Source organism: Cupriavidus sp. FW305-46, assembly GCF_058787075.1.
The window spans coordinates 1-20805 of record NZ_JBYSZI010000086.1; the positions used below are offsets into that span (position 1 = coordinate 1).

Annotated in this window: 15 protein-coding genes and 1 pseudogene; 10 read left to right on the forward strand and 6 right to left on the reverse strand. The window is 67.9% G+C overall.

Annotated elements, in window-relative coordinates:
• Positions 1 to 183, reverse strand: a 183-nt coding sequence (locus AC3WON_RS28500) for a hypothetical protein (RefSeq protein WP_492353243.1), incomplete at its 3' end; no start/stop codon positions are given.
• A gap of 166 nt (positions 184 to 349) precedes the next feature.
• Here AC3WON_RS28500 and AC3WON_RS28505 point away from each other — a divergent pair.
• Entirely contained in the window at positions 350 to 1300 is a 951-nt protein-coding gene (locus tag AC3WON_RS28505) for a DUF3047 domain-containing protein (protein ID WP_492353244.1), read from the forward strand.
• Positions 1301 to 1316: 16 nt separating this feature from the next.
• Here the strand turns inward: AC3WON_RS28505 and AC3WON_RS28510 are convergent, their stop codons facing one another.
• Both AC3WON_RS28510 and AC3WON_RS28515 read right to left on the reverse strand, forming a co-directional pair.
• Complete coding sequence (locus tag AC3WON_RS28510) at positions 1317 to 2342, reverse strand: DUF2891 domain-containing protein (RefSeq protein WP_492353245.1); 1026 nt, start codon at positions 2340 to 2342, stop codon at positions 1317 to 1319.
• Positions 2343 to 2393: 51 nt separating this feature from the next.
• Positions 2394 to 3587: a M20 aminoacylase family protein gene (locus tag AC3WON_RS28515; protein WP_492321596.1), complete on the reverse strand. Its 1194-nt coding sequence runs from the start codon at positions 3585 to 3587 to the stop codon at positions 2394 to 2396.
• Between the two features lie 335 nt (positions 3588 to 3922).
• On the opposite strand from AC3WON_RS28515, the gene AC3WON_RS28520 reads away from it, so the two are divergent.
• The 5 genes from AC3WON_RS28520 to AC3WON_RS28540 all read left to right on the forward strand — a co-directional run bounded on the left by AC3WON_RS28520 (position 3923) and on the right by AC3WON_RS28540 (position 9649).
• Positions 3923 to 5509, forward strand: a complete 1587-nt coding sequence (locus AC3WON_RS28520; protein WP_492353246.1) for an ABC transporter substrate-binding protein — start codon at positions 3923 to 3925, stop codon at positions 5507 to 5509.
• A 156-nt stretch (positions 5510 to 5665) separates the two neighbouring features.
• Positions 5666 to 6643: an ABC transporter permease gene (locus AC3WON_RS28525; protein ID WP_492321594.1), complete on the forward strand. Its 978-nt coding sequence runs from the start codon at positions 5666 to 5668 to the stop codon at positions 6641 to 6643.
• A 3-nt stretch (positions 6644 to 6646) separates the two neighbouring features.
• A complete protein-coding gene (locus tag AC3WON_RS28530; RefSeq protein ID WP_492321593.1) occupies positions 6647 to 7579 on the forward strand; it encodes an ABC transporter permease in 933 nt (310 codons plus the stop codon).
• Between the two features lie 13 nt (positions 7580 to 7592).
• Complete coding sequence (locus tag AC3WON_RS28535) at positions 7593 to 8591, forward strand: ABC transporter ATP-binding protein (RefSeq protein WP_010814791.1); 999 nt, start codon at positions 7593 to 7595, stop codon at positions 8589 to 8591.
• A 26-nt stretch (positions 8592 to 8617) separates the two neighbouring features.
• The gene (locus AC3WON_RS28540; RefSeq protein ID WP_167686585.1) at positions 8618 to 9649 is read left to right on the forward strand and encodes an ABC transporter ATP-binding protein; all 1032 of its coding nucleotides are present in this window, start codon (positions 8618 to 8620) and stop codon (positions 9647 to 9649) included.
• Positions 9650 to 9697: 48 nt separating this feature from the next.
• Here the strand turns inward: AC3WON_RS28540 and AC3WON_RS28545 are convergent, their stop codons facing one another.
• Entirely contained in the window at positions 9698 to 10900 is a 1203-nt protein-coding gene (locus AC3WON_RS28545) for an ABC transporter substrate-binding protein (protein ID WP_492321592.1), read from the reverse strand.
• A gap of 290 nt (positions 10901 to 11190) precedes the next feature.
• Between AC3WON_RS28545 and AC3WON_RS28550 the strand changes: the two genes are divergently transcribed.
• Complete coding sequence (locus AC3WON_RS28550) at positions 11191 to 13299, forward strand: molybdopterin-containing oxidoreductase family protein (RefSeq protein WP_492321591.1); 2109 nt, start codon at positions 11191 to 11193, stop codon at positions 13297 to 13299.
• Positions 13296 to 14429, forward strand: a complete 1134-nt coding sequence (locus AC3WON_RS28555) for an aminopeptidase (RefSeq protein ID WP_492321590.1) — start codon at positions 13296 to 13298, stop codon at positions 14427 to 14429. Before AC3WON_RS28550 ends, AC3WON_RS28555 begins: the two co-directional genes overlap by 4 nt.
• Positions 14430 to 14449: 20 nt before the next feature.
• On the opposite strand, the gene AC3WON_RS28560 is transcribed toward AC3WON_RS28555, so the two are convergent.
• Positions 14450 to 17758, reverse strand: a complete 3309-nt coding sequence (locus AC3WON_RS28560) for an acetyl-CoA carboxylase family protein (protein WP_492321589.1) — start codon at positions 17756 to 17758, stop codon at positions 14450 to 14452.
• Between the two features lie 213 nt (positions 17759 to 17971).
• Here AC3WON_RS28560 and AC3WON_RS28565 point away from each other — a divergent pair, with 213 nt between their 5' ends.
• Complete coding sequence (locus AC3WON_RS28565; protein WP_492321588.1) at positions 17972 to 18634, forward strand: TetR/AcrR family transcriptional regulator; 663 nt, start codon at positions 17972 to 17974, stop codon at positions 18632 to 18634.
• Positions 18635 to 18822: 188 nt separating this feature from the next.
• Positions 18823 to 20505, forward strand: a complete 1683-nt coding sequence (locus AC3WON_RS28570) for a long-chain fatty acid--CoA ligase (RefSeq protein WP_492321587.1) — start codon at positions 18823 to 18825, stop codon at positions 20503 to 20505.
• Positions 20506 to 20577: 72 nt separating this feature from the next.
• Here the strand turns inward: AC3WON_RS28570 and AC3WON_RS28575 are convergent.
• Positions 20578 to 20805: pseudogene (locus AC3WON_RS28575) on the reverse strand (hypothetical protein); the annotation flags it as partial.

Below are 20805 nucleotides of genomic sequence, written 5' to 3' on the forward strand. Positions count from 1 at the left end.
AACAGGTCCGTGAAACAGCTCCGCGCCGATGATAGTGCGGATTCCCGTGTGAAAGTAGGTCATCGCCAGGCTCTTATACCGCAGAACCCCCAGCCACAAAGGCTGGGGGTTTTTGCTTTGGCGCGGCGGAAACGCCCGGGGGCCGGCGCAGGCACGCATGTCCTCGTTGTTTTCATGCCGCATCGCGGGTCGCCGAGCATTCCGGGACTGTCCGCCTTCTGCTATGGTCGACACCCAAGTGCCCACATGCGGCACGAAGGCGGTTGCAACGCGTGTTTGCAGCAAGTAGTGAGCAATAGCCGGACCCTTGCCAACAGAGCAGGTCCGGATTCGGGTTTCGAGGGGTTACATGACGGCCAAGGTGTTTCGGCTGGTTTTGACTGGCGCCGCCGGCGCGCTGCTGCTGGCAGGATGCGCATCCACTCCCCCTGTTTCCACGGTTCCTCCGGGTGACACGGCCACTATGGCTGACACTTCCGCGATCGATTGCCAGGCATTCGCCAGGCGCATGGCCGGGTACGCGGCAGCGCAGACGGACCCGGCGGTGACTGCGGTGTCGTCGCCCGATCCGCTGGCTGCCGCCAACACCAGTGCGGCCGAAGCCGAGGCGGGCGACGACGGCGAAGCCGCCGATGCCGCGCCGCCGCCGACCCTGGCCACGCTGCCGTTGTTCTCGGTGTCACCGCATCGCGACCAGTTGCCGATCGGCTGGCAGCCTTGGACCATCAACCGCAACAAGACGCCCACCCGTTATTCGATGGCGGAGGTCGACCAGCGCGTGGTCGTCCATGCGCAGGCCGAGAGTTCGGCCTCCGGCCTGTATGTCCCGCTGCGCGATCGCGATGCCGGCATGCTGCGCTGGACCTGGAAGACCAGCGGCATTATCCGCAACGCCGACAACAGCCACGGCCCGCGCGAGGATTCGCCGTTGCGCCTGTTCGTCGCCTTCGACGGCGACAAGGGTGCACTGCCCTTGAAAGACCAGCTGATGTACGAGCTGGCGCGGCTGACTACCGGCCGCGAAATGCCCTACGCCACGCTGATGTACATCTGGGGCGGACGGCGCGCGGAAGGCTCGTTGGTGAGGAATCCGCACACCGACCGGGTACGCATGATCGTGGTGGATAGCGGCATGAAGCACGCCAATGAGTGGCGTTGCCATGAGCGCGACCTGCGCGCCGACTACCGCAAGGCCTTCGGGACCGACCCCGGCCCGGTCATCGCCGTGGGCATCATGACCGATACCGACAACACCAAGAGCAAGGCCGAGTCCTGGTACGGCGACATCGCGCTGGACTGAAGCCCCCGCGGCGCCTTCAGCCGCCGATAGGCTCGGCCAGCGCGAGCACCGCGAACGAGGCCAGCCAGTGCGTGGACACATACTCGCCCTCGACCGCCTGCGGCAGCGATGCCTCGAGATGATCGGACCATGCCCGGATGGCCAGCGGCCGCAGCGGCTCGGGCAGGGCGGGCTCCAGCATGCGCCAGCACCAGGCGCGCGAAAGGTTGAGCCCGTCCAGGTGCGAGGTCTTGGGGTCGCTGCGATTGGTCACTTCCACCGGCGTCAGCCAGTTGGCCAGTTCCGCCTGCCCCGGCACGAACAAATCCCACCATTCTGAAAACGCGCAGCCGTCCATCACGGCGTGCATCAGCACGGCTTCGGTCAGCCCGCCGGACAGGAATTCATCGCCGCCGGGCTCATATCGCGCCGGGTATTTCTGATCATGTCCGAACCAGCGGTGGGCGCGCCGCACGATGGCGCGCCGCAAGGTGAAGTCCTGGTGTGCGCGCGCATAGGCCATGGCCATCACCAGAGCGAAGGCGCTGTTGTAATGGGTGCCGGTGCGCACCGGGAATACCGCTGCATCCAGGAAATCCGCCAGTTGCCGTGACAGGTGCGATGCCAGCGGCGCGCATGCCTCGGCCCAGGTGGCTGCCTGGGCGTCCTGCCGCGCCAGCGCCAGCAACTCCGCCTGCAGTTTCAGCATCCAGCCCCAGCCATAGGGGCGTTCGAAGGTGCGCGAAAGGGGCTGCTGGAAGTAGGCCAGTTCGACCGCGATGTGCTCTGGACGCAGTTGGGCGGCCAGCGTTGCGCGGATGCGGGGCGCCTCCTCCAGGTCCGGCGACAGCGCCAGCAGCCGCGCCAGCAACCAGTGCATGTGCACGCTGGAGTGCCAGTCGTAGCTGCCGCAGAAGACCGGATGCCAGGCCGACGGTTCGGCCAGGTCACCGGCACTGGCCATCATGTGGTCCAGCTTGTACGGATAGCGGCGCAGGATATTGTCCAGCGCCACGCGCGCGAAGCTGCGCGCTGTCTCGCGATCCAGCGCCAGGCGGCCCATCGCGGATGCTCCCCGGTTTTTTATCGTTGTGCTGTGCTCAGGTACGTAACGTCACGCAGGCGCCAGCCACTTTTCCACCAGCCGCACGAAGAACGTCGAGCCGACCGGCAGCAGTTCGTCGTTGAAATCGTAGCTCGGGTTGTGCAGCATGCAGGGCCCGATGCCATGGCCGGCGTCGCGATGGCCGCCGTCGCCGTTGCCCAGGAACAGGTAGCAGCCCGGCTTGTGCTGCAGCATGAACGAGAAGTCCTCGGCGCCCATGGTGGGCTCGATATTGCTGTCGACGTTGTCCGCACCGACCAGTTCCGCGGCGACCGTGGCCGCAAAGCCGGTCTCGGCCTCGCTGTTGATGGTCGGCGGATAGTTGCGGTGGAATTCGTATCCGATGGTGCAGTCGAATGCCGCCGCCACCGCGCGCGCCACTTCTTCCATGCGCCGTTCGATCAGGTCCAGCACCGGCACCGTGAACGTGCGCACCGTGCCGCCGATCCAGGCCTGGTCCGGCACGATATTGGTGGCGTCGCCTGCGTGGAACTGCGTGACCGAGATCACCGCGGTATCGATCGGGCGCTTGTTGCGCGTGATGATGCCCTGCAGCGCCGACACGATCTGCGCAGCGGTGAAGACCGGGTCGTTGCCGTTGTTGGGCATGGCCGCATGCGCACCCTTGCCGCGCACCACGATGCGGAACTCGTTGCTCGATGCCATCAGCGGGCCCGCGCGCGTGCCGAACGAGCCGACCGGCATGCCCGGCCAGTTGTGCACGCCGAACACCGCGTCGCACGGAAAGCGCTCGAACAGCCCGTCCTTGATCATTTCGCGGGCGCCGCCGCCGCCTTCCTCGGCCGGCTGGAAAATCAGGTGCACGGTGCCGTCGAAGGGCTTATGCTGCGCCAGGTAGCGCGCCGCGCCGAGCAGCATGGCGGTGTGGCCGTCGTGGCCGCAGGCGTGCATCTTGCCGGTGTGCTGCGAGCGGTGATCAAAGGTGTTCGCTTCCTGCAGCGGCAGCGCGTCCATGTCGGCGCGCAGGCCGATGGTGCGCGGGCTGTTGCCGTTGCGGATCACGCCCACCAGGCCTGTGGTGCCCAGGCCGCGATGCACTTCGATGCCCCACGATTCCAGGTTCTGCGCGACCACGTCGGCAGTGCGCTGTTCTTCGAAGCAGAGTTCCGGGTGGGCGTGGATGTCGCGCCGGATCGCGCGGATTTCGGCTTGTGCCTGCAGGATTTCGGGGATGAGCTTCATGATGCCTGGCTGCCCTGGACGTTAGGGGCGTTAGCGTTGGATACCCCGATCATACGATGCCTCTCCGCAAAGCGCCAAAATGCGGCGATTTCCTGCGCGCTTGCCAGGTTGGCGCAGTGCAATATGCCAGCGCGGGTGGGTTTCCCCGCATTGCCGCGACATGCGCACTGCTGGAACAGTTCATGCTTGAAGTGCCCGGCCGGCAAATTCGTCGCTTTGTGATGCGCAACCGCACCCCAAACCGCACCAAAACGCAGCGCCGCCGCGTGACCCGCGGCGCGGCGCATTGCCGATCCTAAAACGTCTGCTTCACTTCCTACAGGGAGAATTGCGCGATGTCCCTTCGCACTTTCAAGAAGGCAATTGGTGTGGTGGCGGTAGCCGGGGCCCTTGGCCTGGCGCTCGCCGGCACCGCCCAGGCCGCGGACCTCAAACTGGCCATGAGTTCGCCGCCAACCTCGATGGATCCGCACTTCTACAACCTGTTCTCCAACATCAACGTCTCCGAGCATATCTTTGACTCGCTGACCAAGATGGACCCGGACAGCCGCATCATCCCGGGCCTGGCCGAGTCGTGGAAGCTGGTCAACAACCTCACCTGGGAATTCAAGATCCGCAAGGGCGTGAAGTTCCACGACGGCTCCGAGCTGACCGCCGAAGACGTGATCTGGTCGCTGGACCGCCCGGCCACCATCCAGAACAGCCCGGGCAAGTTCGATGTCTACACCAAGGCGATCGTCAACAAGAAGATCATCGACAAGCACACCATCCAGCTGACCACCAACCAGCCTTATCCGCTGATGCTGAACGACCTCACGTCGATCTTCATCGTGCAGAAGAAGGCGACGCAGGGGCTGAGCTCGGATGACTTCGCGCAGGGCAAGGGCATGGTCGGCACCGGGCCGTTCAAGTTCGTCAGCTATGCCCGCGACGACCGGGTCGAGCTGGTGCGCAACAACGACTACTGGGGCGCCAAGCCGGCCTGGGACAAGGTCACGCTGCGCTTCATCCCCAATCCGGCGACGCGACTGGCGGCGCTGCTGTCGGGCGACGTGCAGGCGATCGAGAACGTGCCCACGCCTGACCTGCCCAAGGTGCGCCAGGATCCCAAGCTGTCGTTCTTCTCCAAGATCTCGCACCGCGTGATCTACCTGTATTTCGATGCCAAGCGCGACAAGTCGCCCTATGTCACGACGAAGGAAGGCGCACCGCTGGACAAGAACCCGCTGAAGGACGCGCGCGTGCGCAATGCCATCAGCATGGCGATCAACCGGCAGGGCATCAAGGACCGCCTGATGGAAGGCCTGTCCGAGCCGACCAACAACCTGGTGCCGCCGACGCTGTTCGGCTACAACCCCAACCTGAAGACGGTCAAGTACGACCCCGAGGCCGCCAAGAAGCTGCTGGCCGAGGCCGGCTTCCCGAACGGCTTCGGCGTGACGCTGCACACGCCCAACAACCGCTACGTCAACGACGAGAAGATCGCGCAGACCATTGCGCAGAACCTGACCCGGATCGGCATCGCCACCAAGGTCGAAGGCATGCCGATGGCGACGTACTCGTCCAAGGGCATCAAGCACGAGTGGTCGTTCGGGCTGCTGGGCTGGGGCGCGCAGACCGGCGAGGTCAGCTCGCCGCTGCGCGCGCTGCTGGCGTGCGAGGACAGCAAGAAGGGCTTCGGCACCACCAACTGGGGCGAGTACTGCAACCCCAAGATGGACGTGGTGCTGGAGAAGGCGCTGTCCACCGTGGACGACAACGAGCGCTCCAAGCTGCTGCAGGAGGCCACCGCGATCGCGATCAACGATGGCGGTATCATCCCGATCCACCAGCAGGTGACCACCTGGGCCACGCAAAAGGGCATCGTCTACGTGCCGCGTACCGACGAGCGCACCTACGCGCATAACTTCAAGCCCCAGTAAGCTCCGGTCAGCCCAGACAACAGGAGCCTCGGCCGGCGGATGGTCTGCTGGCCGAGTTTGCGGTGCCGCGCATGGCTGCCGCGCCACACCCGGGAAGCGCCACGGCGCGGCCCGGGCGTGGCGTGCATTCGCGCGCGAAAGGAAAGTGGTTCGAACATGCTGGTCTTTATCATCCGGCGCCTGATGCAGAGCGTGGTCGTGCTCTTCGTCATGTCGCTGCTGGTTTTCCTCGGCGTCTTTGCCATCGGCAATCCCGTCGACATCCTGATCAACCCGCAGGCCGACCAGGAGGACATCAAGCGCACCATCGCGGCGCTGGGCCTGGACAAGCCGCTGTGGGAGCAGTACTGGGTGTTCCTGCAGAATGCGCTGCAAGGCAACCTGGGCACCTCGTTCGCGCACGGCACGCCGGCGCTCAAGCTGATCTTCGAGCGCATGCCCGCCACCATGGAGCTGGCCATCTGCGCGATCCTGCTGGCGATCGTGCTGGGCATCCCGCTGGGCCTGTGGGCCGGGCTGCGGCCCAAGGGCATGGCCGGCAAGTCGATCATGGCGGTGTCGATCCTGGGCTTCTCGCTGCCCACCTTCTGGGTCGGGCTGATGCTGATCATGGTGTTCGCGGTGCAGCTCGGCTGGCTGCCCTCCAACGGGCGCGGCGAGACCGTGCGCGTGCTCGGCATCCCGCTCAGCTTCCTGACTGCCGACGGCATCCGCCACCTGATCCTGCCGGCGGTAACGCTGTCGCTCCTGAATATCGCCATGGTGATCCGGCTCACGCGCGCCGGCACGCAGGAGGCGATGATGCAGGACTACGTCAAGTTCGCGCGCGCCAAGGGCCTGTCGAACACGCGCATTGTCGGCGTGCATGTGCTGAAGAACATCCTGATCCCGATCGTCACGGTGATCGCGCTGCAGTTCGGCTCGATCATCGCGTTTGCGATCGTGACCGAGACCATCTTCGCCTGGCCCGGCATGGGCAAGCTCATCATCGACTCGATCCAGCTGCTGGACCGGCCGGTGATCGTCGCCTACCTGATGGTGATCGTGACGCTGTTCATCCTGATCAACCTGGTGGTGGACATCATCTACAGCATGCTCGATCCGCGCGTGCGCATTGCCGACAACAAGGGCTGAGCCATGAGTGCCGTATCTGTAGAACAAGAGGACAAGACCCCGCCGCCCGCCGCGGCGCGCGAACAATCGCCGTGGCGGCGCTTTGCCGCGGAGTTCTTCTCCAGCAAGATTGCCGTGGCCGGACTGGCCACGCTGGTCATCATCATCCTGATCGCCATCTTCGCGCCGTGGCTGGCGCCGCAGAACCCCTATGACCTGGCCACGCTGGACGTGCTCGACGCGCGCCTGGCGCCGGGCGAGCAGGCCGGCACCGGCATGACCTTCCTGCTGGGTTCGGACGAGCAGGGCCGCGACATCCTGTCGGCGGTGATGTACGGCCTGCGCATCAGCATCGGCGTGGGCGTGGTCAGCACCGTGATCGCGCTGCTGCTGGGCGCCACGCTCGGCCTGCTGGCCGGCTTCCTGGGCGGGCGCACCGAGGCCTTCATCATGCGCGTGGCCGACCTGCAGCTGTCGTTCCCGCCGATCCTGCTGGCGCTGATCCTGCTGGCCTTCCTGCGCCCGGGCCTGGGCAATATCGTGATCGCGCTGGTGGCGGTGCAGTGGGCCTACTACGCCCGCACCACGCGCAGCGCCGCGCTGGTGGAGCGCCGCAAGGAATATATCGAGGCCGCCACCTGCCTGGGCCTGCCGCCGATGCGCATCATGTTCCGCCACCTGCTGCCCAACTGCCTGCCGCCGCTGATCGTGATCGCGGCGCTGCAGGTGGCCTCGGCGATCACGCTGGAAGCGACGCTGTCCTTCCTCGGGCTGGGCGTGCCGGTCACCGAGCCCTCGCTGGGATCGCTGATCTCCAACGGGCAGCAGTACATGCTGTCGGGCAAGTACTGGATCAGCTTCTTCCCGGGCATCGCGCTGGTGGTCACCATCGTGGCGATGAACCTGGTGGCCGACCAGCTGCGCGATGTCCTCAACCCGCGCCTGCAGACGCAATAACCAGGAGCGGAACATGGCACAACCGACGTTGGTGGTTGAACACCTGAAGACGCAATTCCACACGCGCGGCGGCATCGCCAAGGCGGTCGACGACGTGTCCTTCACCGTGGGCCGCGGCGAGATCATGGGGCTGGTGGGCGAGTCCGGCTCGGGCAAGTCCATGACCGGCTATTCGATCATGGGCCTGATCGACCCGCCCGGGAAGATCGTCGACGGCCGCATCGCGCTGACCAGCCGCGACGGCATCACCCGCGACCTGCGCGCGCTCACGCCCGCGCAGCAGCGCGACGTGCGCGGCAACCGCATCGCGATGATCTTCCAGGACCCGATGATGACGCTGAACCCGGTCCTGCGCATCGACACGCAGATGATCGAGGCGGTCCTGGCGCATGAAAAGGTGGGCAAGGCGGTGGCGCGCGAACGCGCGCGCAATGCGCTGGCGCGGGTCGGCATCCCGTCGCCGGACGAGCGCCTGCAGGCCTATCCGCACCAGTTCTCGGGCGGCATGCGCCAGCGCGTGGCGATCGCGATCGCGCTGCTGAACAAGCCCGACCTGATCATTGCCGACGAACCGACCACCGCGCTGGACGTCACCATCCAGGGCCAGATCCTGTACGAGATGCAGACCCTGTGCCGCGAATCGGGTACGGCGCTGATCTGGATCACGCACGACCTGTCGGTGGTGGCGGGGCTGGCCGATACCGTGTGCGTGATGTACGCCGGCAAGATCGTCGAGGCCGGCGACGTGCGCCAGGTGCTGGAACACCCCGAACACCCCTACACCCACGGGCTGATCAGCTCGGCGCCGTCGCGCAATCCGCGCGGCACGCCGCTGCGGCAGATCCCGGGCATGACGCCGTCGCTGCTGAACCTGCCGGGCGGCTGTGCGTTCCGCGAACGCTGTCCCTACGCCACCGCTGCCTGCAAGACCGAGCCGCCGCTGGAGACCGCCGCCGACGGCCGCCGCCTGCGCTGCTTCCATCCGGTGCTGGCCAACCAGGAGGCAGCATGAGCGCAACTGAACTGCAATCCCGACCGATGACGAATCCTGCAGCGGAAGAGGGGGGCACGCCGAGCGCGCCGATCCTGGAGCTGCGCGGCGTGTCCAAGCGCTTCGTCAAGTCGCTCGACACCGCCGCGCGCATCGCCAACCTGTTCGGCGCCCATGCGCACGACGAGGTGGTGCACGCGGTCGACCGCGTCGACCTGAGCATCCGCGCCGGCGAAGTGGTGGGCCTGGTCGGCGAGTCCGGCTGCGGCAAGTCCACGCTCGGGCGCATGGCCGTGGGCCTGCACTCGCTGACCGAGGGCGAGCGCCTGTGGCGCGGCATCAACCTGGACCACCTGCCGCCCGACAAGCGCCGCGAGAAGCAGCTGGCGATCCAGATGATCTTCCAGGACCCGTACGCCTCGCTCAATCCGCGGCTGCGCGTGCTGGATATCGTGGGCGAGGCGCCGGTGGTGCACGGCATGGTCGAGCGCGGCGCGCAGAAGGGCTATGTGGAAGACATGCTGGTGCGCGTGGGCATGGACCCGACCGTGCTGCGGCGCTTTCCGCACCAGTTTTCCGGCGGGCAGCGCGCGCGCATCGGCATTGCCCGGGCGCTGGCGGTGAAGCCCGAGTTCCTGGTGTGCGACGAGTCGGTGGCGGCGCTGGATGTGTCGATCCAGGCCCAGGTGCTGAACCTGTTCATGCGCCTGCGTGAAGACCTGAACCTGACCTACCTGTTCATCAGCCATGACCTGGGCGTGGTCAAGCACATCAGCGACCGCGTGGTGATCATGTACCTGGGGCGGGTGGTGGAATCCGCGCCGACCGAAGACGTGTTCGCCGCGCCCAACCATCCCTATACCCAGGCCCTGCTGGCCGAGGCGCCCAAGCTGGAGGTGGCCCGCAAGACCTATGTGGCGATCCGCGGCGAGATCCCGTCGCCGCTGAACCCGCCGCCAGGCTGCCATTTCCACCCGCGCTGCCCGCATGCGATGCCGCGTTGCCGGGAAGAGCAGCCGCTGCTGAAGGAGATTGCGCCGATGCGGTTCTCGGCGTGTCACCTGAACGACATGGAGTAGGGCCCTGGTTTTCTCCTCCCTGCGCGAGGGAGGAGAAAACCTTGAGTCTCAGCGGATCACCTGCCCCTTCGAATTGATGATCGTCATCTCCACGAACTTCGAGCCCACGTGATTCTCCGGCGTGAAGTTGACGATAAACCCGCCGAGGTCATAGCTGCGCATTGACTCGAGGGCGGTCACCAGCTTTTCGCGCGTCAGGTCCTTGCCCGCGCGGCGCAGGCCCTCGGTGAACGCCTTGGCGGCGATAAAGCCTTCGATGCTGGCGTAGTCGAATTCACTGGGCTTGCCGGCGGCCTGCAGCAGGCGCAGGTACTCCCGCACGATCGGCAGCGTGGCGTTGCCCGGGTGCGGCATCACCTGCGAGATGATCACGCCGCTGCCCTGCGCGCCGACCTCGTTGGCCAGCGCCTGCGTGCCGACGAAGGAGACGTTGTAGAACTGGCCGTTGTAGCCGCGGCGCAGCGCTTCCTTCACGAAGGCGCCGGCGGTGCGGTAGGCACTGATCATCACCACGGCGTCGGGCCTGGCCTTCATCGAACCCTGGATGGCGTCGCCGATTTCCGTGGTGTTGCGGACCACGGGTTCGCGCGCGACGATCTGCACGCCGCTGTCGGGCGCGGCCTTGAGCGCGCGCTCCAGACCATCCAGTCCGGCCTTGCCGTAGGCGTCCTCGTTGTAGACCACGGCCACGCGCCTGAGCCCGGTGGTCTGGATCTGGCGCAGGATGGCCGCGGTTTCCTCGTTGTAGCCGGCGCGCACATGGAAGACGTAGCGGCTGCGCGGCTCGCGCAGCGACTGCGCCCCGGTGTACGGGCCAAAGAACGGCACCCTGGCCTGGATTGCCAGCGGCAGCGCGGCCTGGCTGGTGGGCGTGCCGACATAGCCGAAGAGGGCGAAGACGCGGTCTTCCTCGATCAGCTTCCTGGTGTTCCTGGCGGCGGGCTCGGGTTCGTAGTAGTCGTCTAGCGCCTCCAACCGGATCTTGCGGCCGTGGATGCCGCCCTGCTGGTTGATATGGTCGAAATACAGCCGTGCGCCCGAGTTCATCTGCTTGCCGAGCACGGCGGTCGGGCCGGTCAGCGCGGCGGACTGGCCCAGCAGGATGGTGTCGGCGGTGACGCCGTTTTCGGATGTGGCGGGGATGCCCGCCGTGTTGGCCGCGAAGGCAGCGCAGGATGCGCCACCCGTGCCGATGGCGCACGCCACCAGCAGGCCGGCAAGCCGGCCATTGACCCCGGATCGGAACGACATAAACCCCCCGCGAAATGTGGTTCGATTACCCGTTTGCCGCGTCGGCCGGTCTCTCGCCGGCGAATTGCTCACGTCGTGCGGCATGGTGCGCGTACCGGTCTGTGCCGGCAGCGCGCCGGCACATCATAATCGAATACAATCGGATCGAGATACTCCCCGCCATCCCCCCGCACGGCCGGGAAAGCGCCGCCCGCCGGCGCGGCTCGGGCGCCGCTACCAGCGCGCCTGCGCCGGCATCTCCAGTTCCGTACGACCGAACGAAAAAACAACACACCCCGCCCGGAGACCCCATGGCTTCCCGCATTGTCCGCGCCGCCTGCCCGCATGACTGCCCCGACACTTGTGCCTTGCTCGTCACCGTCGAGGACGGCCGTGCCGTCAAGGTAGCGGGCGATCCCGACCATCCCGGCACGCAGGGCGTGCTGTGCACCAAGGTGTCGCGCTACACCGAGCGCACCTACCACCCGGACCGGCTGCTGACACCGATGAAGCGCATCGGCAGGAAGGGCGAAGGGAAGTTCGCGCCGATCTCCTGGGACGAGGCGCTCGACACCATCGCCACCCGCCTGCAGGCGATCGCGGCGCGCGATCCGCAGGCGATCGTGCCGTACAGCTACGCCGGCACCATGGGGCTGGTGCAGGGCGAGAGCATGGCCGCGCGCTTCTTCAACAAGCTGGGCGCGTCGCGGCTGGACCGCACCATCTGCGCCAGCGCCGGCGCCACCGCGCTGCGCTACACCTACGGCGCCAGCGTGGGCATGGACATGGAGCACGTGGTCGATGCCAGGCTGGTGATCATCTGGGGCGGCAACCCGATTGCCTCCAACCTGCATTTCTGGACCCGCGCGCAGGAAGCCAAGCGGCGCGGCGCCACGCTGGTCGCGATCGACCCGTACCGCTCGCTGAGCGCCGAGAAGTGCCTCCGCCATATCGCGCCGATGCCCGGCACCGACGGCGCGCTGGCGCTGGCGCTGATCCATGTGCTGATCCGCGACGACCTGCTCGACCACGACTACATCGAACGCCACACCGTCGGCTTCGAGGCGCTGCGCGAGCGCGCGCAGGCCTACACCCCGGCACGCGCGGCCGAGATCTGCGCCATCCCGGCCGAGGACATCGAATGGCTGGCCGGCCTCTACGGCCAGCTGGCGGTGCGCGAGCGTCAGCCGGTGGCGATCCGCCTGAACTACGGCATGCAGCGCGTGCACGGCGGCGGCCAGGCGGTGCGCGCGGTGGCGTGCCTGCCGTCGCTGGTGGGCGCCTGGCGCCAGCCCGCGGGCGGGCTGCAGCTGTCGACCTCGGGCTTCTTCCCGATCAACGAAGCCGCCCTGCAGCGCCCCGACCTGCTGCCTGGCTGGCCGCAGCAGCTGCCGCGCATCGTCAACATGAGCACCATCGGCGACGCGCTGCTGGCCGAGCCGGCGCCCGGCGCGCCGCGCATCGAGGCCGTGGTGGTCTACAACAGCAACCCGGTCGCGGTGGCGCCGGAATCCGGCAAGGTCGCCGCGGGCTTCGCTCGCGAGGACCTGTTCACGGTGGTGCTGGAGCACTTCCGCACCGACACCGCCGACTATGCCGACATCCTGCTGCCGGCGACCACGCAGCTTGAGCACACCGACGTGCACAAGGCCTACGGCCACACCTATTTCCTGGCCAACAACGCCGCCATCGCGCCGATGGGCGAGGCCCTGCCCAATACCGAGATCTTCCGCCGGCTGGCGCAGCGCCTGGGCTTCACTGAAGCGTGCTTTGCCGACAGCGACGAGGCCATCGCCGCGCAGGCCATCATTCCGGGCGATGCGCGCGCGGCCGGCATCAGCTGGGAATCATTGAAGGAGCAGGGCTGGCAGAAGCTGGCGCTGCCGGCGGCGCCGTTCGCCGAGGGTGGCTTCCCGACCGTATCGGGCAAGTGCCAGTTCTATTCGGAGCCGATGGCGCGCGACGGCCTCGACCCGCTGCCTGACTACGTGCCGCAGTACGAGGCGCCGCTGACCGCGCCCGAACTTGCGGCGCGCTATCCGCTGGCGATGATCTCGCCGCCGGCGCGCAACTTCCTCAACAGCTCCTTCGTCAACGTCGACAGCCTGCGCGCCACCGAGGGCGAGCCGCACCTGGACATCCACCCGGCTGACGCCGCCGAGCGCGGCATCGTGCACGGCGCCATGGTGCGCGTCTTCAACGACCGCGGCAGCATGGTGGCGCGCGCCCGCGTCACCGACCGCGCCCGGCGCGGGCTGGTGGTGGGCCTGTCGATCTGGTGGAAGAAGCTGGCTTCGGACGGCAAGAACGCCAATGAGCTGACCAGCCAGCGCCTGACCGACCTGGGCCGCGCGCCGGTGTTCTATGACTGCCTGGTGCAGGTCGAGGCCTGCACGGAAGGGGCAGTCCGGCCGGCATGACGCCGCAGCCTGGCCGCCGGCGCTGGGCGGCACTCCTGGCGGCGACCGGCCTCACCGCGGTGGTCCTGGTGACGGCCGGGTGTGAGGCCGTCGGCTACTACGCGCAGTCGATCGGCGGCCACTTGGGCGTGATGGCCCAGGCACAACCGCTGACCGACGCCATCGCCAGCGCGCGCGACGCCAACGATGCGCGCCTGGCGCAGCGGCTGGCGCTGGCCGGCCGCATGCGCGACTTCGCCTCGCGCGAACTGAAGCTGCCCGAGAACGGCAGCTACCGCCGCTACGCCAACCTGCACCGGCCCTATGTGGTGTGGAGCGTGTTCGCCACGCCCGAGCTGTCGATGGACCTGCGCAAGTGGTGCTTCCCCATCGTCGGCTGCATCAGCTACCGCGGCTACTACGCCCAGTCCGATGCCGAGCAGTATGCGCAGGGATTGCGCCGCGACGGGTTTGAGACGTACGTGGCTGGCATCCCCGCCTATTCGACGCTGGGCTATTTCGACGACCCGCTGCTCAATACCTTCGTCTATCTGCCCGAGGGCGAACTGGCGCGGCTGATCTTCCACGAACTGGCGCACCAGGTGGTGTACGTGCGCAACGACACCGCCTTCAACGAGTCCTTCGCCACCGCGGTGGAAGCCGCGGGCGTGGAGCGCTGGCTGGCCGAGGATGCGTCGGAGGACGCGCGCGCCAGCTATCGGCAGTACGATGCCCGGCGCCAGCAGTTCCGCGCGCTGTTGCTGGGCACGCGCGACCGGCTGGTGGCGCTGTACCAGACCCCGCTCGATGACGGCGCCAAGCGAGAGGGCAAGGCCAAAATCTTCGCCGACCTGCGCACCGAGTACGCGCGGCTGCGCACGGAGTGGGGCGGATTCAGCGGCTATGACCGCTGGTTCGACCAGCCGCTGACCAACGCCCACCTGGCCGCGGTGGCCACCTACCAGCAGTGGGTGCCGGCCTTCACCGCGTTGCTGGCGCAGTGCAACGGCGACTGGCAGCGCTTCTATGACGAGGCCGCCCGTATCGGCGCGCTGCCCGCCGCCGAGCGCGAGGCCGCGCTGCAGCGGCTGGTGCCGCCGGCCACGCGCACCGGCACGCTGACCGCGGGCGGCAAGACCGCGGCCAACTAAGCCGCCGCCGCGCGCGCCGCTTACCAGGTATCGATGAAACGTCTCGGTGCGTTGGCCAGGCGGCCGAGGCTCCCCGGCGGCACCGAGGCCAGCCCGCGCAGCAGCCAGCGCCGCGTGTCGGCAGGGTCGATCACCGCATCGATCTCCAGGTGGCTGGCCATGTTGAGCGCGCGGCCGCGCTGGTAGGCGCCGTCGACCATGCGCGCGAACAACGCCGCGCGCTCGTCGGGGTCGGCCACGGCCTCCAGCTCCTTGCGAAAACCCAGCCGGATCGAGCCCTCGATGCCCATTGCGCCGAACTCGCCGCTGGGCCAGGCCGCGGTGAAGAAGGGCGCGGCAAAGCTGCCGCCGGCCATGGCCTGCGCGCCCAGCCCGTAGCCCTTGCGCAGCACCACCGTGAAGAACGGCACGCGCAGCGCGCCAGCGGTGACAAAGAGGCGCGACACGTGCCGCACCGTGGCGGTTTTCTCGGCCTGCGGCCCGACCATGAAGCCCGGGGTGTCGCACAGCGACACCATCGGCAGCCCGTGCGCGTCGCACAGCTGCATGAAGCGCGCGGCCTTGTCGGCGGCGGCGCTGTCGATGGCGCCGCCGAGGTGGCGCGGGTTGTTGGCGATGCAGCCGAAGGCGCGGCCTTCGATGCGGATCAGTGCGGTGATGATGCCGGTGCCGAACGCCGCGCGCAGCTCCAGCACCGAGCCGCTGTCCGCCATGGCGGCGATCACCGCGCGCATGTCGTAGCTGCGCAGGCGGTTCTCGGGGATGGCGTGGCGCAGGTGGCGCGGGTCATCCGCCTGCCAGTCATGGACGTCGCCCTGGAAGTAGGACAGGTAGCGTTGCGCGGCATCGACCGCGGCCGCTTCGTCATCGACCAGCACGTCGATCACGCCGTTGGGCCCCTGCACGCTGACCGGGCCCACTTCCTCGGGCGCGAACACGCCCAGCCCGCCGCCTTCAATCATGGCCGGCCCGCCCATGCCGATGGTGGCGCTGCGCGTGGCGATGATGACGTCGGCGCAGCCCAGCAGCGCGGCGTTGCCGGCAAAGCAGCGGCCGGACACGATGCCCACCAGCGGCACCTGGCCCGACAGCCGCGCGAACTGGATGAACGAGGTGCAGTCCAGCCCGGCCACCACCGGCATGTCGGTATCGCCCGGCCGGCCGCCGCCGCCCTCGGCAAACAGCACCACCGGCACCTGCCACTGGCGCGCCAGCGCCAGCATCCGGTCCAGCTTCTTGTGGCCATAGAAGCCCTGCGTGCCGGCCAGCACGGTGTAGTCGTAGGCCAGCACCATGCAGCGCGCATCGGCACCGGGAAAGCGCGCCGCGTTGACGGTGCCGATACCGGTGACGATGCCGTCGGCGGGCGTGGCGCTGACCAGGTCCTCGACGCTGCGGCGCTGCCGTTGCGCGGCGATGGCGAGCGCGCCGTACTCGATGAAGGAGTTGTCGTCGCACAGCTGGGCGATGTTCTCGCGCGCCGTGCGGCCACCCTGGGCGTGGCGCCTGGTGACGGCCTGGGCGCGTGCGGCGTCGTGGCCAAGGGCGTGGCGCTCCAGCGTTTCGCGAAGGTCCGCGCGCACATGGCCGAGGTCGGCCGCTGCGGCGGTCTCGGCGGCATGGCCGGCATCGTCGCCGGGCGCCAGCACGATCACCGCGGCCCCGGCGCGCAGCGTGGCACCTGCAACGGCCAGCACGCGCAGCACCGTGCCGGCGGCGGGCGCCTCCAGCGGATGCTCCATCTTCATCGCTTCGATGATGGCCAGCGGCTGGCCGCGCCTGACCGTGTCGCCTTCGCACACGTGGATGGCGGCGAGCGCGCCGTCCATGGGCGCCGGCACGGCGATGGCGTCGTCGGGGAGGTCGGCCAGCGCCTGGTCCGCATCGGCCAGCGCGCCGTCGGCGAGGGCGGGCGGCGCGTGCAGCACCGGGTGGTCGGCCTCGGCAGTCGCCAGTGCAGCCAGCGCCTGGTCCAGGTACTGCGTGTGCACGGCATTGCGGCGCACGTCGTCCAGCTGCAGCAGGTCCTGCAGCAAGCGGCGGTTGGTATCGATGCCTTCGATGCGGAACTCGCACAGCGCGCGGTAGGCGACCGCCAGCGCACGCGCGTAGTCGCCCCCGGGTTCGTGCACGATCAGCTTGGCCAGCAGCGAATCGAAGCGCGGATTCGCCGTCATGCCGGCAAAGCCCGCGCTGTCCACGCGCACGCCTGGCCCATTGGGCGGCTCGAACGCCGTCAGCGTGCCGCTGGCCGGGCGCAGCTGGCCCTGCGCGTCGAGGTGCTCGGCATTGATGCGCAACTGCACCGCGATGCCGCGCGGCGCGGGTGCCTGCTCCAGGCCCAGGTCGGCCAGGCGTGCGCCGGCGGCGATGGCCAGCTGGGTTTGCACGAGGTCGACGCCGGTCACCATCTCGGTCACCGTGTGCTCGACCTGCAGGCGCGGGTTGGCCTCCATGAACCAGAACGATGGGCCGCCAGCGCCGCCGTCTGCCACCAGGAATTCGAACGTGCCGATGCCGCGATAGGCGGCGGCGCGCGCCAGTGTGGCGGCGGCATCGGCCAGCCTTGCGCGCAGTGCGTCATCCAATGACGGGCTGGGGGCGATCTCCACCAGCTTCTGGTGGCGGCGCTGCAGGCTGCATTCGCGCTCGCCCAGCGTCAGCACGCGGCCCTCGGCGTCTGCAACCACCTGGATCTCGATATGGCGCGGTGCGGCGACGATGCGCTCCACATAGACCGCGCCATTGCCGAATGCGCCGCTCGCTTCCGAGACGCAGCGTGCATAGGCCTCGTCGATCGCGGCAGCGCGATGCACGGCGCGCATGCCGCGCCCGCCGCCGCCGGCGAGCGCCTTGATCATCATGCCCGCTTGCCCGTCGGGGCTGGCGAAGAAGGCCCGCGCCTGCTCCAGCGAGGTCGGGCCAGCGGTGCCGGGCACGACCGGCACGCCATGCTCGCGCGCCAGCGCGCGGGCGCGGGCCTTGTCGCCGAACAGGCGCAGCACGTCGGGCGCAGGACCGGCGAAGACCAGCCCGGCGTCCAGGCAGGCCTGCGCAAAGTCGGCGTTCTCGGACAGGAAGCCGTAGCCGGGGTGCACCATGCCGCAGCCCGCCCGCCGCGCGGCGTCCACCACGGCGGCAATGTCGAGGTAGGCGCGCGGACCAGTGCCGGGCAGCGCCACCGCAGTGTCGGTCTTGCGCACGTGCAGCGCGTCGCGGTCGTCTTCGCTGTACAGCGCGACGCTGGGGATGCCCATGGCCGCGGCGGCCCGCGCGATCCGGATGGCGATTTCGCCGCGATTGGCGATCAGGAGCTTGTGGGTCGTCATGATGCGGGAGCGTTGATGGCGTCTGTTGTGCAGGGCGCAGTGCGGGTATGTACTCGTTGGTACATTTATTTACCGTTGGGTAAGATTCTGGGGTGATCGGGTATTCGCGTCAATCGGGCCGTTTTCCCTTTTCCCTTTGGCGCCGCAGACCGCGGCGCCAGGCAAGGGCTCGACAGGACTGGCGTAGCGAGCCCGCCATGCGAGAATTGCATCATGTCGATTGCACCCAGATCCGCACCGCTGAACCCGCCGTTGAGCACCCTGCCAGAGCCGCAGCCGGCCCGCCCGCATATTGCCGAGCGCCAGGAGGCCCGCCGCCGCCAGATCCTCGATACCGCCGCGCAGCTCTTCTACAGCAAGGGCTATCCCGGCATGACCATGAACGACCTGTGCCGCGCGCTGGGCGTGACCAAGCCGGCGGTCTACTACTACTTTACTGACAAGTACGAGATCTTCGACATCCTGTGCCGCGAGTCGGCCCAGACCTGCCTGCCCGTGATCCGCGAGACCGCGGACCCGGCGCTGCCGGTGCGCGAGCGCCTGCAGGCGTGCCTGCTCGAGATGGCGCGGCGCTGCGTCGCCTGCCATGTGCCGGCCACGCTGAGCTTTCGCGACAACCAGTACCTGCGCCCTGACACCGTGGCGTGGCTCGACAGCATGGCGCGGGACTTCTATCGCGATCTCTATGCGCTGCTGGAAGAGGGCAAGCGCGATGGCGTGTTCGCCTTCGGCGACGCACGCGTGACGGCCCATGCGATCGGCAGCGTGGTGGGGTTCCTCTACACCTGGCATGAACCCGGCCGCATGGACCCGGAGACGCTGGCGCAGGAGCTTGCCGCCAGCATGATGAAACTGGCGCTGCCCAGCGGCGGCTGAGTGCGGATTTGCCTCACTAGGGGTTATCCCCCTACTTGCGCCCGATCGGTGGCGCATAATGCCCGTCAGGGGCACCAAGGCCTGTCCGGTGGCCCTGAGGACTTCGTCTAAGTTGTTGTTTTAACCGGGGCGCACGTTTAGCATCTCGGCAAAATCGAACGACCATTCAGAAATCAGGAGACGGTGCTATGGAAAGAATTTGGCTGAAACACTACCCGGCCGGCGTCCCCGCCGAGATCGATGCCAGCCAGTTCCGCTCGCTTGCCGCGCTGCTCGAGGCGTCTTTCCGCACCTATGCCGACCGCAAGGCCTTCATCTGCATGGACAAGGCCATCACCTACGGCGAACTGGACCAGCTCTCGACGCACTTTGCCGCCTGGCTGCAGTCGCGCGGGCTGCGTCCCGGCGCACGGGTGGCGATCATGATGCCGAACGTGCTGCAGTACCCGGTGGTGCTGGCGGCGGTGCTGCGCGCGGGCTTCGTGGTGGTCAACGTCAACCCGCTCTACACCCCGCGCGAGCTCGAGCACCAGCTCAAGGACAGCGGCGCCGAGGCCATCGTGATCCTGGAGAACTTTGCCTCCACGCTGCAGCAGGTGCTGGCCAAGACCCCGGTCAAGCACGTGGTGGTGGCCAGCATGGGCGACATGCTGGGCGGGCTGAAGGGAGCGATCGTCAATTTCGTGGTGCGCAACGTCAAGAAGATGGTGCCGGCGTGGGAGCTGCCCACCTGCGTGCGCTTCAACAGCGTGCTGGCCGAAGGCCGCAAGCTGACGCTGCAGCCGGCCACCACCGGCCCGGATGACATCGCCTTCCTGCAGTACACGGGCGGCACTACCGGCATCTCCAAGGGGGCGGTGCTGCTGCACCGTAACGTGGTGGCCAACGTGCTGCAGTCCGAGGCGTGGATGCAGCCGGCGCTGAACAAGGGCGCACATATCGACCAGCCCATCACCATCACTGCGCTGCCGCTGTACCACATCTTTGCGCTGACGGTCTGCTGCCTGCTGGGCATGCGCAGCGGCGGCACCAGCGTGCTGATCCCGAATCCGCGCGACATTCCGGGCTTCATCAAGGAACTGCAGAAGTACAAGTTCAACATGTTCCCGGCCGTCAACACGCTGTACAACGCACTGATCAACAATCCGGAAATCAGCAAGGTCGATTTCTCCGGCCTGCGCGTGGCCAACGGCGGCGGCATGGCGGTGCAGGAGGCGGTGGCCAAGCAGTGGCTGGCCAAGACCGGCTGCCCGATCATCGAAGGCTACGGCCTGTCCGAGACCTCGCCCTCGGCCACCTGCAACCCGACCGACACCAATGTGTTCTCCGGCACCATCGGCATGCCGCTGCCGTCGACCGAAGTGGTGATCCGCGACGATGACGGCAAGGACGTGCCGCTCGGCCAGCCGGGCGAGATCTGCATCCGCGGCCCGCAGGTGATGGCCGGCTACTGGAACCGCCCGGACGAGACCGCCAAGGTCATGACCCCGGACGGCTTCTTCAAGACCGGCGACATCGGCGTGATGGACGAGCGCGGCTACACCAAGATCGTCGACCGCAAGAAGGACATGATCCTGGTGTCGGGCTTCAACGTGTATCCGAACGAAGTCGAAGGCGTGGTGGCCGAGTGCCCGGGCGTGCTGGAGGTGGCGGCCGTGGGCGTGCCTGACACGCACTCGGGCGAGGTGGTCAAGCTGTTCGTGGTGAAGAAGGATCCGGGGCTGACCGAGGCCGATGTGATCGAGTTCTGCAAGGAGCGCCTGACCGGCTACAAGCGGCCCAAGTACGTCGAGTTCCGCACCGAGCTGCCCAAGACCAACGTCGGCAAGATCCTGCGCCGCGAACTGCGCGACAGCCGCAAGGCCGCCTGAGCGGCCGCCGCTGCCAACGACAACGGCCTCCCGAGTGGAGGCCGTTGTGCTTTCAGGCTGCGCCGCGGCGGTTCAGCACTCGTTCGATGGCGCCAGGCGGGGTTCCTGGCTGCCGTCGGGGTAGATCACCCGCACGCACGCGCCAGGCTCCAGCCCTGGCACCGCCGGCGCGTTGGCCGACACGATCGCGCCATCCATGGTTCGCACCTTGTACTGGAACAGGTCCACCTGCTGCACCGGCGCGGGCTTGTTGAACAGCCGGCTCAGGTCGAAGGCAAAGCCCACGCCCACCCCGCCACC